We start from the raw sequence: 14,669 nt of genomic DNA on the forward strand, positions 1-14,669 counted from the left end.
AAAAGCATTCTATACAGCAATAAAAGAAACTTTTTAATCCTCTGTTCGTTAAGGGGTATGATTTTGTGCTGATACTTGGAGTATAAAAGCGTGAGCGTACATAAACGTCCATATGATGAACCTATTATCATGATTGAGCATAATGCTTTTGAAAATGCTTTTAATCGTCTCTATGAAGAAACAATGGCGCTGATTGAAAAAACTGCAGCATACATTGACTCAGAAGGGAAATTAGTGGCACGTTCCCTTTCAACAGAAGTTTCTGCAATCTATGCAAAAGAGGCTATGTATTTAAGTACACGACTTATGCAAATCGCTTCTCAACTCCTTCTTCTTCGAGCAGAGCGCGAAGGGGAAATGTCATCAGAACAAATAAAAAAGGAAATTGTAAAAGTATCTCTTCATACACCGACATTGGAACTTGAAACCCATCATTGGCATGAATTGCCAGAAACTTTTCGCCAATTTGTTTCTCATTCATTGCGTTTAGAAGCGCGCATAACCTATTTGCGTGCTGGGTGGGAAACTGCGGCCTCCTGTACCTTAGAAGATGATAATCCAGTAGGAAAACAAATCGAATTGCTCAAAACAGCCTTTGGGCGTTCTTAGAGGTACTCCCCTTGTTTTGCGCGAAGGGGAAATATCATCAGAACAAATAAAAAAAGAAATTGTAAAAGTGTCACTTCATACACCGACATTGGAATTTTTCCCTTTTATTGGCATGAATTGCCAGAAACTTTCCGCCAATTTATTTCTCATTCATTGCGTTTAGAAGCGTGCATTTTGTTTCATTTAGAGATGCTGCTGTAGTTTAAGCGCTTTGGTCAATAAGCGGCCGCTGTATCTTGAACGATGATAATCCAGTGGAAAAATAAATCGAATTACTGAAAACAGCTTTTGGGCATTCTGAGAAAAATAGCTCCTTGCTTCTTTCTTGAGATATTTAGAGCAGTATATCCATTTTTTACAACCAAAATTTCACAACGAAAACCAATCTAGAGTGCTTTTCCCCCCTCATTTCTACTTGAGTCTAGAAAAAGATCTTAAGCTTATGGCAAAAAGGTTTTGTTTTCAAACGATGGAATGGGATGTAATTGATCTTTTAGAGAATCGGCTCCAATTTATTGCAGCTGGAACACTTTCTTTTGATATATCGTGTGGTTTTGTTTTGGCTATGAAAATAATCAGACTATGCCAAATATCGCAAGGTCCTATAAATCAATTTATACTCTATAATTTATGCCTATAAAGTTGCTGTAAAGCGTGTGTTAATGAGAGACGTATTGTTTCAATTTTTGGGTTTTTCTTGTTTTTAATGGGCGCTATATCTCTCACATAAAATAAAATATCCAGAATAAAGTGCCATACAATGCCCCATATAGTCCATGTAAGATCATGGGATTGTGATAGACATATTAAAAAATACTTCCCAATTATTATTCACCTCCATACTATAAAACTCCGTCATTTAACGATATAGTTTTTGCACCTGAACTACCTAGAAAATGAAACTCGTCGAGAAGAGCCGTATCATTTACAAACCAGCGTGAATTAAGTATTTTCATCCTTTAGAGCAGGAAAAAAGTCAAACCCAAAGAGTATGTTAATCTCATACAACCTCAAAAATCATAAACAACAATAGCTCTTGAAACCATCCTCTACCGACATCTTTATCCTTATAACAAATAATCCATATTTCTCTCCCCACCCCTCAAAATCTCCAAGCTTAATAAAAGAAAGAGCAAGTCGGCATCATCATTATAGTCAGCCCTCAATATTGCAACAGCCCCCTTGGCTCTTGAAACGCTTCATAAGAAGTATGCCTTTCTTGTACAATTTTTACCCACATGTCCCACCCACTTATGACGTACAAGCAAAGAGTTATGATTAACAAAACATAAATAAATTTAAGAGAATCTTACGGTATTCGGGGTTCTAATTCAAGTTTAATAACGATAAATTATCATTATAAATCAATATGTTGCAAATTCCCCGACAAAGCATATTTAAAAACACATTCACCCATCACTTTTTCTTATAACATACCAGTACGATTTTTTAGGTACATAATTTTAACTTTATTCAATTCTGTTTGCAAAAGTTTAAAATGAGAACAATTTCAAGGCTCTCATCCAAAAAGAAAAAGAATAAATTCTCATTATCAATGAACATCTCGCTCGTATAAACATCAATAAAGCAATTCCCAATATGCCTCAATGAAATAAAAAGGGGGCTCCCATTAAATGCCCTACCGTAAAAGCAGCTTCCTCAGAACTAAAACAAAATCAAAAGACAATATCACCGGATCTGCTCCCATCACCAAACTGGACGACCTAACGCAATATCTTGCTATCTTACGATAGGAGATAAAAGAATAATGAGTCTATGGAGGCATTCACAAAAGACGAACAGCCGTTGTTTTTAAAGCCTGTTCAAAGGCGCATGAAAAAACACCATGCGTAAACGGCTCAAATCCCTTTCGTTCCATCTTGAGAGACAGAAGCAATACGCAAGAGATTTGTCGCACCAGGCGTTCCAAGGGGAACACCAGCTGTCACAAGGAAGCGATCTCCCCCTTTGCAAAAACCTTCCTGAAATGCAATGGCTGCTGCACGATCAACCATATCCTCTAAACTCCGTGCATCTTGCGTGACCACACAATGAAGCCCCCAAACGAGAGCCAAACGCCGTGTTGTTTCCACAATGGGAGATAAAGCAATAATCGGTCTATTAGGGCGTTCACGAGAGGCGCGCACCCCCGTTGTTCCTGAAGCCGTATAAGCAACGATAGCGGATAGCGCAAGTGTTTCAGCAATCTGACGCGCAGCAAGAGAAATCGCATCCGTTCCTGTTGATTCTGGTGCTGGATGTTGTGCTCCAACCTGAGCGGCATAAGTGTGATCCTGTTCGATTTGCCGCGCGATTCGGTCCATCATAAGCACAGCTTCTTCAGGATAACGACCAGAAGCAGATTCAGCCGACAACATCACCGCATCTGTTCCTGCATAAACTGCTGTAGCAACATCCGACACTTCTGCGCGTGTCGGAACAGGAGATGTGATCATTGATTCGAGCATTTGTGTTGCCACCACAACAGGCTTTCCTGCTAAACGACAAGCTTTTATGAGCTCCATCTGAAGTGCAGGAACCTTTTCCAAAGGCATTTCCACTCCGAGATCACCCCGTGCAATCATAATGCCATCAGAGACCTCAATAATTTTCTCTATATGCTCCAAGGCTTGAGGCTTTTCGATTTTAGCCATCAAAGACACCTTGCTTTTCGTCAACTGACGCACCGCCATAATATCTTCTGGACGTTGAATAAAAGAAAGAGCAACCCAATCAACAGGCTGCTGTAAAAGAGCCTGAAGATCCCCCTTATCTTTTGACGTCATCGCATCAAAAGGCAAAATTGTATCGGGAAAACTGACACCTTTTCGATCAGAAATACGGGCTCCAGCAACCACGCGACACTGTATAGAATGACCATCACAAACTTGCGCACGCAGTTCCACCCTTCCATCATCAATCAACAACCGATTTCCTGGTTTAACAGCTGAAAATACATCCTCATGAGGGAAAAAAACACGCTGTGCATCACCAAGAACATCGCGATTATCTAACGTAAAGCTTTGCCCAACACGCAAATCTGCTTGCCCCTTAGCAAAACGCCCCACACGCAGTTTTGGCCCCTGAAGATCCACTAAAATACCAATGGGGCGTCGAACTGTTTTTTCAACTTCTCGTATAGACTTGACCAAATCACCCAGCATATCACGATCAGTATGGCTCATATTAAGACGAAAAACGTCTGCCCCTGCCCTAAAAAGCTTTTCAATCATCAAACGAGAAAAAGAAGAAGGACCAAGAGTGGCAATAATTTTTACTTTACGTGCACGTTTCACGGTGGAGAATTTCCTGAAAGAGAAGGTATAACTGAATTGTTTAGCAAAGACTCATCCGTCAACTGTACCATCCAACTGGTTTGATTTCCGGTATCGATTTCTTTAAATTCAGCCTTTTGATATCCTCGAGGGAAACAATCATGAACCCCTTGAATGGTAAACTGGCTATCTTGCACACACATGGTCACAGAGCCTGCCCAGTTCCCTTTTTTTTGTGCCCCTTCCGCATAAAAATAATAAAACCGTGAAGCAAGAGGCCCCTCAATTAAAGTTTTACACTCCGTCACTGGTACAGTCCACCAGCCTTCGCTCACCCACCCTGAAAATGTACGATATCCAAGAGCAACCCCTACAGACTGCTGAGTTGTATTACAAACCCTAAAGTCAGCTTTTGCAAAAACAACAAGGGGAAACAAGAGCAAAAGGCTCAAGAGAAAAACTTTTAATCCTTTCTGAAGCACCCAATATCGTTTTTTTAAAATCACAAAACTTCCTCTATAATGCCAAATTCTCAAAACAAATTACACATTTCTTTATTTTAAAAGCTTTTCAAATCTAAAACGTATATTTTTCTTTTTATAGCCCTTTTATCAATGCATATATTTTAAAAATTTTACAAAATATTTAAAGTCAATTTGTAAAAAAACTGTGTAGCTTGACTTACTTTTTATTTTCAAGCTTTTTTAACCTAAATTCGTCGTCGAAAAACAACTTAAAATATATAACTTGGAGAAAAATACAATGAACGATACAGTAACCGATCAAACACACGCTATATCCGTAAACCAATTACGCTCTTTTATCGAACGTATTGAAAGACTAGAAGAAGAGAAAAAAACCATTTCTGATGATATTAAAGACGTTTACACTGAACTTAAAAGCTCTGGTTTTGATAGTAAAGCTGTTCGAAGCATTATACGATTGCGTAAAAAAGAAGAACATGAACGAATGGAAGAAGAAGCAATCATTGAGCTATATAAAAATGCGCTTGGTATGAATTAACACCATTGAGAACATTGGAAATTTTCCTAAGAAAAGAAAATATAAAAAACAAATGAATGTATAAAAATTTCACCCAAACAATAAGCAGTTTGTGTAACTTGTAACGAGACTATCGGTCACAGAATACACAATATTTATAACAGCCCTCACATTTAAAAGGATTTATACAGAGAATTTTTATTCTTATTCTTCAATCATTTTTATCCACATAACCCCTCACTTGTATGCCAACCTATGCCAACCCAGTTTGTGATGTGCAAGAGAGGTGTTTTTATGATTAAACATCTAGAGATTTGAAATGAGAAAGTCTTCCGATATTGAGTACTCTCTTCCTTCAAATTGAAAAAATGAATTATGATGATAAATCAATTTATTATCTACGAAAAGAAACATATGAAAGCGGTCAGCAGTTGAAATCCGCTAAACGAGAGTCTGAACCGTTTACAAAAGAAGAGGTGGTTAAGGATCTTCGTCTTTTAGGATAGGGAAAAGTGCAGCATATTTATACATTTGATAAAAAGACCCTTAACAAAACTTTATTCAAATCTATTAAAGGACTCATACAGATCATTGATTCGAGAGGTTAGAATGTGATCTCTCCATTTTCCAGAAATCATCAAATAGTCTTTAGCATAGCCTTCTTTTTCAAAATGAAGGCGTTTTAATAAACGTTCGCTTTTTATGTTCTCAGGTCTATAATTTGCCATCACTCTATGCAGATGATAAATATGAAAGATATGCCGTATTAGAGCCTATAAACTCTCAAATATGAGACCTTTTCCTTGTTGTTTTTCATCAAGAGAAAAACCAAGATGACAGACTTGAAAAACACCCAGAATCACATTTGTAAAATTCACAACACCAATAATTGTGTTTTCATTTTTTAATCGTACGGCATATCGGTATGCTTGTCCCTTTGCACTTTCACAAGCAAATGCATTGGCTTGTGTTTCCCAAGCCGTTAGGCTGTGGTAACCATCAGATCTAACAGGTTCAAAAGGACGCAGGTGATTCGCATTACGGAGGAAATAAGAAGACAGTTCAACTGCATCTTCTAAACCGATCAATGTGGAAATTGTTCGCTTTGTTTTAATCGCCATCATTTTCTCCTCCTAGAAATGTTACAATAACATGTTGATTTATCCTAACAAATCATCATTTTTAAACTCAAATCATAATATCGAATACAGTAAGCTTTTCTCATCACAACACTTCTTATGTTAGAATTAATGAGGATCATTTGCTTTTCCGTCATAAGCGGAGGTGGTATCTTTAAAGCATAAGGTAAAGACAAGGGCATGTTTCTTACGAATGCTCTCAAATTCCAAAGGAGCTGTAGCAACATTGGGGACTGGCAAAGTATGCAATGAAACTGGCGTGCTTCCATATATGAAATTTTGAAAAAGCTCCCAGCAAAGATAGTTTTGTTTCTTTGCCTTTTAAGCTCAGAGCATGCTTGTTTTGCGCTACCATATCATTGCCCCCGTATAGAAATCCCAATGACCATCGCCTTGAAATGCTATATGTTACAGTGCAATCTAAAAAGTCTCTGCCATAACTCGTCAACAGCACTGTTCCCGCTAAATCAGCCACAAACTCTTGTAACAAATCAAAGAAAAGCGATGATGCAATACAAATCTTTTAAAGTTTTTTAGATATTACCGTGAACACGCTTCCATTTCTTCGCGTAAAATTTCAAGTTCTAGCCATTCTTCTTGCTTTTGTGTGCAAGTATTTTTCTTTTTTTCCAATGCCGTTGATAAACGCTCAAAACGTTCTTTATCGCGGCGATAAAGGGTTGGATCAGAGAGCTCTTGCTCAATTTTTTTGATTTCGTCCTGCAAAATAGCGATTTCTTCAGGCAATTTTTCTAATGCATAAACCTGCTTATAAGACAATTTACCTCGTGTTTTTTTCTCCCGCCCTACCAAGCTATGATCTGTTGATGAGTCCTGCTTTGAAAGCTCACCCGCTTGAGATTTTGAAGGTGCTTTACGCTGCGATAATTCTGTTTTTTTGCGTTGTAAACGAAGAGCATGCTGGTTTTGCGCTATCATATCACTATAGCCACCCGCATACAAAACCCAATGACCATCACCTTGAGGTGCCAACATATGCGTTACAGTACGATCTAAAAAGTCTCTGTCATGACTGACCAACAATACTGTTCCCGCAAAATCAGCAATAAATTCTTGCAACAAATCCAAAGTTTCCATATCCAAATCATTGGTCGGTTCGTCAAGAATCAAAAAGTTTGCAGGACGCGAAAGAAGGCGTGCAAGCATGAGGCGTGCTCTTTCTCCCCCTGAAAATTCTTTAAGTGGAGTACGTGCTTGTTCAGGCAAAAATAAAAAGTCTTTCATATAAGAAACGACATGCCGCTCCAGCCCGTTGATCACAAGAGTATCTCCCCTTCCTCCCGTTAAATAATGCGCTAAAGTTTCTTCTTCATTTAAAATACGTTGCTGATCTAGCAATGCCATAGAGAGGTTATAGCCATACCTCACCGTTCCGCTATCCAAGGCTTCTTGCCCAATTAATGCAGAAAGGAGCGTTGTCTTTCCGATACCATTGGGCCCTACCAAACCGATTCGATCACCCCGCTGAATGCGCAAAGAGAAATCTTTCACGATCATGCGCTCACCATAGGATTTTGAAATTTTCTTTGCTTCAAGCACCAATTGCCCAGAATCATGACTTTTCGCTGCTGTCAAAAGTGCATTTCCTGGCTGCCCTTTATAGGTTTGATGACGCTGTCTTAAGTCTTTTAATTCGGCTAAGCGCCGTACGTTACGCTTACGCCGTGCGCTCACGCCATAACGCAACCATTGCTCTTCACGAGCAATTTGGCGCCCCAATTTATGCTGTTCGATGGCTTCTTCTTCCAGTGCTTTATCACGCCAATTTTCAAATTCTGAAAAACGCTTTTCCAGTCTTTTGGTTGTGCCACGATCAAGCCATACCGTTGACCGCGTAACATTTTCTAAAAATCGCCGATCGTGGGAAATCACCACAATCGCTGAACGCAAAGAAGACAAAACAGCTTCCAGCCATTCAATAGTTGGTAAATCAAGATGATTGGTTGGTTCATCTAAGAACAAAATATCGGGTTTTGCAGCAATGGCCCGTAACAACGAAACACGCCGCTTTTCGCCTCCCGAAAGCGTTTCCAATTTTTCCGTCCCCGAAAACCCTAAATTTGTGCGAAGCGTATTGATCCACTGGACATCAGATGTATCGTCCAGCCCCGCCTCCATATAAGCGTTAATATCTTCAAATCCTGAACAATCTGGATTTTGTGAGACATAACGGAGCGTCACTTGTGGGTGGCGAAAAATTTCGCCACCATGAGGTTCTAACATTCCTGCGGCAATTTTTAACAGGGTCGATTTTCCACAACCATTACGGCCGACCAGCGCTATACGCGCTCCCCGCTCAACCGATAAAGAAGCTTGGTTGAACAAAGGTGTTGTTCCAAAGTTTAGGAAAATGCGGTCAAGCCGCATTAATGGCACTACCATTAATGAACGCGGCGCGGACAAGGTGCTTTATACATCACCCCTCTTGCATCACGGTAAGCACACAATTGCCGTACAGGGACTCTCTGCCCACAAGGTGCTTGGTAAACATGCCCTCTACGACCACGATACGTGCACAATTGTGATGCCTGTCTTTGTTGTTTTCTTTGATTTGCGGCTGCACCGGTTACTGTTCCAGCCAAAGCACCAAATGCTGCACCGGTAAGCGCGGCTCCAGCCGTACTTCCACCAATAGCAGTTCCAGCCAAAGCACCGATTGCTGCCCCTCCTACGCCGTAACGTGCAACACGTTCATCATTTGTAGTACAAGCAACCGAACTGAAACCAATGGCTGAAACAACGGCCACTTTAAAAATTGATTTTAACATATCAAAACCTTTCCTTCTCAAGATCAATACAAATTATATCGTTTATGTCAGCACTTCATCACTAGAGCCCCCCCCTGCCTTATTTAAAATATATTGGAAGAGCTTTACGGAATAGGCACAGACGCTAGCAATATAGCTTTTCCAGAACCTAAATGGCAAGAAAAGGTTCCAAAAATACGGTTAGAAAGTGTTAAAGAAGAGCCAAATGACACATTTTTATCACAAATCGGCCATTTTACTCCTGTAAGCGTTAAGCCTTGTAAATCAGAAAAACCGATAATACTAAACAAACACCCTTTAGGCAAATCATATGAATAAGGTTTTGGCAAAACCGGCCAACCTTCTTCCGAACCGCTTGTCAACAACACTGCAATGCCGCTTTCAGCCATCATCAACGCTTGCGTCATATGAGAAAGGCTATGATCACTTCGCTCCCCTCCCAAAGCACCGCATAAAATAAGCTTTTTAGCACCCTTTTGCAGCGCTCTTTCACATGCCAGAGCACTATCTGTCATATCTTTATCAGAGGGAAAAATTTCACGAGGAATATGACTATATTGGCGGATTAAATTCTCATCTGATGAATCAAAATCTCCTAACCACAATTCAGGCATCACATTAAGCATTGCCGCATGACGCATACCACCATCCGCAGCAATTACCCGACTGTTTTGAATTTGATTAAGCAAACGATCAGTGATACAAATGTCACCATTTAACAATATCGTAAATGTTGTCATGCCATTCTTTGCCTTTCACAAAATTTCCTTGTATAGTGCACCATTTTGTAAATGAGAGCCATTTTTTATAAACAATAACCGTGATATAGCCAAACGAACCCTTACCCTTAAAGCTTGTCTTACAAAAATACACAATACAAAGATACAAATGAGATTTGCCAAATTACACCGTCGCAACAACATGCATCGTGAACCAATGCGCCCTATTTTTCAACGAAATTTTCTTTTTCGCCCGCCCATGTGTAGAGCAACTTTCATAAGTCTCATGCTTCTCCTTTCCGCTTGTCATGCACCCCTTTCTCAAAATGACAAGCTTTCTTCCATTTCTTCTAAAACTATTAAAAGTGTCAACAATCACAATATCTATGTCACATTAAGCGCTCTGCAACACCCACGTATTCTACAAATGTATGGCGGCGCTTATTATGATGTAAAACTTGAACACCTTTTAGCAAAGATTGTCCGTAAACTAACAATTGCATCACACAATTCTCATCAAAGCTATTTTGTAACAATTTTAAATTCAGAAAGTGTCAATGCATTTGCGCTCCCCAATGGTTCGATCTACATCACCCGTGGCATGCTGGCATTAGCCAATGATTCTTCAGAAGTTGCAGCAATTTTAGCCCATGAGATAGCACATATCAGAGCCAATCATGGTATTTTACGCCTACAAAAAGAAACTGAATTGAAGATGAAAAATCGCATATCCCCTCGTCTTCTTTCTTCTATGGATCAAAAACTTCACACACCCATACAAAACAAGCAACAACTCGCACAATTTTCCCGTAATCAAGAGCTAGAAGCAGATTCTCTTGCCCTCGAAATGCTCCAACAAGCAGGATACGATCCGTTTGCTTCACCCCGCTTTCTTCAAACAATGGAAGCCTATAGTGCTTTACGTAATATCTCCGGTACCCAAAATGCCTCTCTAGATTTTCTAGCCTCTCACCCAACCACCCCTCAACGCATTCGGCTTGCGATAGAAAAAGCGCGTCAAATTAGTAAAGAGAAGAGTAAAATAACCGATCGTGATTCTTTTCTCAAAAGCATTGATGGCATGATTTTTGGAGGAGGATTTTATACAGGTTTTGTACGAGGCAACCAATTTATTCACCCACAATTGCGCATCGCTTTTTCTGTTCCGAATAATTTTACGATAGAACATTCAGCACACACTGTTTGGGCCAGTGGACCAGATAACATTGCGATTCGTTTTGATGCTATTCCACATCCTGCTGGACTATCTACAAGTGACTATTTGAAAAGCGGAGGGATTATTGGACTAGACCAATCATCCATCCGCCCCATCACAATTCAAGGACTTACGAGTCAGGGTTTTCAAAGCCAGAGTTTACTTGGAGCACACGCCCGTGCGACCCATGAGCAATGGCAATTTGATGTGGTTGTCATTTTGTTTAACAATCATCTCTTTCGTTTTCTGACAGCCGCCCCGCATAATTCTCAAAATTTTGCAGAAGTTGCCCAAAAAACGGTACAAAGCTTTCATTCTCTTTCTTCTTCACAGTTAAAAAAATTAAAGCCTTTAAAAATCCATGTTGTCCGCGTTAAACAAGGAGAAGATGTTACAAACCTTGCAAATAAAATGCAACACACACCAGAAAAAGAAAAACTCTTCCGCATTCTCAACGCCCTCTCACCAACGCAAACTTTACCCGCAGGTACAAAAGTGAAAATTATTACAGAATAAGCCTTTCTTCTCATCCGTTACAGCCTTGATTCTTTTCTGTCTGTATCAAGCCTTGCCCTTTTAAAACATATCCGAAAATGAAATGAAGCATTGTAAAAACCAACGTCATCATGCCTTCATACGCCCCCATTGATACATACCTCCTCAAACCGGCCTCTCCCCAACTCTTCCTTCGCTTTGAAAAAACCGCGACAAATACCCACAAGGATGCGCATTCCTCGACAAATCTGATTCCTCTAAAACCAACGTCATCATGCTCTCATACGCGCCCATTGATACATTCTCCCTCATCCCCCCACAAAGCCTTTCACGGCTTATATATCGTAAGCATCTTCTGAATGAACGGTAAGGAGAGCAGAACGCAATTTTTGCAAAGCCCGTGCTTCAATTTGGCGCACGCGCTCTTTTGAAATTCCTAACTTTTCACCGAGTACTTCTAGAGTAGCCCCCTCTTCATTGAGGCGACGAAAGCGAATAATTTCTAATTCCCGTTCGTTAAGAATTTGCAACGCATCGTAAAGCCATTGTGTACGCCGTTGACCATCAATCACTTGCTCAATTAAAGCATCAGGAAGAGGACTCTCATCCACCAACACATCCATCTTCGCAATGGGATTATCACTGTTCTCAGAAACAGAAACACTCAAGGAATTATCAGAACTGGAGAAACGAAAATCCATGGTTTCAACATCACGCACAGAAACGCCGAGTTTTTCAGCGATTGTGCGAAAAATATCCTGTTTCGACAAAGCACTATCATCCTGCACCAGTTTTGCTCTCAAACGCCGAAGATTAAAGAAAAGTGCTTTTTGCGAAGAACTGGTTCCACCTCGAACAATTGACCAATTTCGCAAAATATAATCTTGGATAGAAGCACGTATCCACCATGTTGCATACGTTGAAAAACGCACTTCCCGATCAGGTTCAAAACGTGCAGCGGCTTCCAATAGTCCCACATACCCTTCTTGTACCAAATCCCCCAATGGCATTTTGAAACGCTTAAAGCGATTAGCAATAGCAATCACCAAACGCATATGAGCCGCTGCAATCTGATGCATGGCATCATCATCGCGTTTGTCTTTCCACCGCAGAGCCAAATCATGCTCTTTTTGTCGTTCAAGATAAGGTGCTTGCATAGCAGAACGCATCATATTACGTCCTAAACTTTTGTCTGCATCGCTATAATTTTTGCTGCTTTTATAAACAGCATTTGAAAGATTACCCATAATAACCCCTTGCGATTAAAATTATCAAAATTGATTTGGCAACGACATCATTGTTCTCTTTTTAAAAGAACGCAAAAGTTGTTCACTTATGCTAATACTACTTTAGCGTGTAATTTTATAATCGCAATTGTTTTTTTATTGTTATGGTAAAACTTCTTGTTATAAGATATAGTTTCACCTCTAAAACGCCTTTGCAACACGCCCTTTAGCCTATGAAATGTTTGAAAAAACTTTCTCTTCACTTTTCATGACAAAACAGCAAAAAAAATGATCAGACAAAACAAATGTTGTTTTTTTTGATGACCGATTCCGTTTCCTTTTCAATTGAGAAATTTATTTATGTTTTCAGCTTTACAACACAACCAATAAGTGTAATTTACAAATATTAAAGCATCCTAACTGAATGCAAACTGAATAAAAAAGAATCATCTAAGTTTTAAAGGCGCAAAAAGAAACAGCAAAAAACGACAAGAGTGATTGAAGCAAACGCAACAAACGTGTAAAGAAATAACAGCATTATGAAATCGTCGCACAAAGCTTTTTACCAGTGTCGCACTGAGAAAGAAAATGATCATGGATAGCAAGATTGTTCAACAGAATGAGATTCTTCAGGATGATATTCTCATTGAAAAACACGGAAGAGGTAAATTTGAAGGTTTTCGTTTTTATGCCAACAAAAACAATCCTGATCAAACGACTGAGAATCAAATTTCGACAGAAACAAAGAATGAAGATTTGATTCTTGCTTTTTCCAAACGCGCAACACGTTTTTGTGCTTGTGCAAATGGAGATCTTACTCTTAGTTCTGATGGAATTGTGCGCTGGATTGGTCAACCGGTAGGACAACTTATAGCAACAGAAGATTTTTTCAAACCAAAACTAATAGTTTTAGCAGATGCACAACTCACGGGAGAATCCCGCGATAATGTTATGAAACGATTAGAGCGCTTTGTAACCTTTCATTTTGAAACAACTTTAAAACCCCTGTTTGATTTGCGCCATGCTGATAATTTGACAGATTCAACAAACAGTCTTGCCTTACAACTGGTTAACTCTTTAGGGATTTTACCACGCCGTGAAGTTTTAGACATTGTCAAAAGCCTTGCGCAAGAATCACGTGCCGTGCTTCGTCGTCTAGGCGTACGTTTTGGCGCTTTTCATATCTATGTTGCAGGAATGCTTAAACCCGCTCCCGTCCAAGCCATTACCCTCCTGTGGAATCTTCAAAATGTGGGACAAGACCAAACTGGTTTGGGTGAAATTTTTGCAGCATTATCTGCTGGTCGAACCTCTTTGATTATTGACCCTACCTATAACCGCCAATTTTATCAATTAGCCGGTTACCGAATTTTAGGACAACGTGCAGTACGAATTGATATTTTAGAACGTCTTGCCAATCTTATCCGCCTTGCTCTTCATTGGAAACAAGGAAGTACTCCCAAACCCGATGGTGCCTATGACGGCAAAAGTTTTTTTATTACACCAGCCATGATGTCCATTCTTGGAGCCAATGGAAATGATATGGAAGAAATCCTCAAAGGACTTGGCTATCAATCGTGCAGCATAAGCAATGTTGTTTTTGAACAAAATCTCCTTACACATAAAGCCTCTTCCCCTATCAATGGAACAACGCAAGATGTTTCTGCAGCAGAATGCGTTGGCAGCCAATGGCAAACAATCAGTATTTCAGAAACAACACAAGAAGAAAAGAGGACTTCATCTTCTAACCTTTCATCCTCTTGTGTTGGAAATCACACCAATCACACCTATCGTTTACCAACAGCTGAACCTGTTGGAAATTTTGCCAAGCCTCCCTTCCCAGCAACGGAAGATAAGGTTGTTTTATTATGGCATTATAAGCATCAATTTCACCACAACGCACAAAAAAAACGTGATAAATCTGGAAATAAGTGGCAAAATAAACCGAAGAGCGCTGTAGAAAAAGGAGAAAACAGGAATGAAAGTTCTCCTCACGAAGTACCATTACAAACAAAACGTTCTCATAAGTTCCACAAATCCCAAGGCAAACGTGCGAATCATAAACCTTTTCAAAAAGAAAAGATCCCTAATCCTGATTCACCTTTTGCAAAATTAGCTGTGCTACGTAATAAACTTGTAAGTAATAAAGATACAGAAGCACTTTCCTCCAAAGATCACTAAAATAATAAATGGAGGTAG

General features: G+C 39.6%; 10 protein-coding genes and 1 pseudogene. 4 read left to right on the plus strand and 7 right to left on the minus strand.

The window, feature by feature from the left end; genetic code table 11:
* Positions 1-90: 90 nt before the first annotated feature.
* A complete protein-coding gene (locus ACFIMW_RS05030) occupies positions 91-609 on the plus strand; it encodes a DUF1465 family protein (protein ID WP_375606544.1) in 519 nt (172 codons plus the stop codon).
* Between the two features lie 1,859 nt (positions 610-2,468).
* Here the strand turns inward: ACFIMW_RS05030 and pyk are convergent.
* Together pyk and ACFIMW_RS05040 are read right to left on the minus strand one after the other, a co-directional pair.
* A complete protein-coding gene (gene pyk / locus ACFIMW_RS05035) occupies positions 2,469-3,905 on the minus strand; it encodes a pyruvate kinase (RefSeq protein ID WP_375608411.1) in 1,437 nt (478 codons plus the stop codon).
* Complete coding sequence (locus ACFIMW_RS05040; RefSeq protein WP_375606567.1) at positions 3,902-4,390, minus strand: DUF1036 domain-containing protein; 489 nt, start codon at positions 4,388-4,390, stop codon at positions 3,902-3,904. Before ACFIMW_RS05040 ends, pyk begins: the two co-directional genes overlap by 4 nt.
* 256 nt (positions 4,391-4,646) lie before the next feature.
* On the opposite strand from ACFIMW_RS05040, the gene ACFIMW_RS05045 reads away from it, so the two are divergent.
* The gene (locus ACFIMW_RS05045) at positions 4,647-4,907 is read left to right on the plus strand and encodes a DUF2312 domain-containing protein (protein ID WP_375608410.1); all 261 of its coding nucleotides are present in this window, start codon (positions 4,647-4,649) and stop codon (positions 4,905-4,907) included.
* Positions 4,908-5,443: 536 nt separating this feature from the next.
* On the opposite strand, the pseudogene ACFIMW_RS05050 reads toward ACFIMW_RS05045, so the two are convergent.
* The 4 genes and pseudogenes from ACFIMW_RS05050 to ACFIMW_RS05065 form a co-directional block, all read right to left on the minus strand.
* Positions 5,444-6,007, minus strand: a pseudogene (locus tag ACFIMW_RS05050) (GNAT family N-acetyltransferase).
* A gap of 558 nt (positions 6,008-6,565) precedes the next feature.
* Positions 6,566-8,428 (minus strand): ABC-F family ATP-binding cassette domain-containing protein, encoded by a 1,863-nt coding sequence (locus ACFIMW_RS05055; protein ID WP_375608439.1) that lies wholly within the window; start codon positions 8,426-8,428, stop codon positions 6,566-6,568.
* The gene (locus ACFIMW_RS05060; RefSeq protein ID WP_375608409.1) at positions 8,428-8,814 is read right to left on the minus strand and encodes a hypothetical protein; all 387 of its coding nucleotides are present in this window, start codon (positions 8,812-8,814) and stop codon (positions 8,428-8,430) included. The genes ACFIMW_RS05055 and ACFIMW_RS05060 overlap by 1 nt, the downstream gene beginning before the upstream one ends.
* A 104-nt stretch (positions 8,815-8,918) precedes the next feature.
* On the minus strand, positions 8,919-9,554 hold the full coding sequence (locus tag ACFIMW_RS05065; protein WP_375608408.1) for a thiamine diphosphokinase: 636 nt from the start codon (positions 9,552-9,554) through the stop codon (positions 8,919-8,921).
* Positions 9,555-9,702: 148 nt separating this feature from the next.
* Between ACFIMW_RS05065 and ACFIMW_RS05070 the strand changes: the two genes are divergently transcribed.
* Positions 9,703-11,265, plus strand: a complete 1,563-nt coding sequence (locus ACFIMW_RS05070) for a M48 family metalloprotease (RefSeq protein WP_375608407.1) — start codon at positions 9,703-9,705, stop codon at positions 11,263-11,265.
* Positions 11,266-11,579: 314 nt separating this feature from the next.
* Here the strand turns inward: ACFIMW_RS05070 and ACFIMW_RS05075 are convergent, their stop codons facing one another.
* Positions 11,580-12,491: an RNA polymerase factor sigma-32 gene (locus ACFIMW_RS05075; protein ID WP_005774560.1), complete on the minus strand. Its 912-nt coding sequence runs from the start codon at positions 12,489-12,491 to the stop codon at positions 11,580-11,582.
* 567 nt (positions 12,492-13,058) lie between these two features.
* Here ACFIMW_RS05075 and ACFIMW_RS05080 point away from each other — a divergent pair.
* Positions 13,059-14,651, plus strand: a complete 1,593-nt coding sequence (locus ACFIMW_RS05080) for a hypothetical protein (RefSeq protein WP_375608406.1) — start codon at positions 13,059-13,061, stop codon at positions 14,649-14,651.
* Positions 14,652-14,669 lie beyond the last annotated feature (18 nt).

The sequence above is a fragment of the Bartonella sp. AC329YNZD genome, from assembly GCF_042196685.1.
Taxonomy (GTDB): domain Bacteria; phylum Pseudomonadota; class Alphaproteobacteria; order Rhizobiales; family Rhizobiaceae; genus Bartonella.

Bases quoted from the DNA above. Each gene is read 5' to 3' on its own strand.
- ACFIMW_RS05080 (WP_375608406.1), top strand. From the start codon at position 13,059: ATGATCATGGATAGCAAGATTGTTCAACAGAATGAGATTCTTCAGGAT.
- ACFIMW_RS05070 (WP_375608407.1), top strand. From the start codon at position 9,703: ATGAGATTTGCCAAATTACACCGTCGCAACAACATGCATCGTGAACCA.
- ACFIMW_RS05065 (WP_375608408.1), bottom strand. From the start codon at position 9,554: ATGACAACATTTACGATATTGTTAAATGGTGACATTTGTATCACTGAT.
- ACFIMW_RS05055 (WP_375608439.1), bottom strand. From the start codon at position 8,428: ATGGTAGTGCCATTAATGCGGCTTGACCGCATTTTCCTAAACTTTGGA.
- ACFIMW_RS05045 (WP_375608410.1), top strand. From the start codon at position 4,647: ATGAACGATACAGTAACCGATCAAACACACGCTATATCCGTAAACCAA.
- ACFIMW_RS05060 (WP_375608409.1), bottom strand. From the start codon at position 8,814: ATGTTAAAATCAATTTTTAAAGTGGCCGTTGTTTCAGCCATTGGTTTC.
- ACFIMW_RS05075 (WP_005774560.1), bottom strand. From the start codon at position 12,491: ATGGGTAATCTTTCAAATGCTGTTTATAAAAGCAGCAAAAATTATAGC.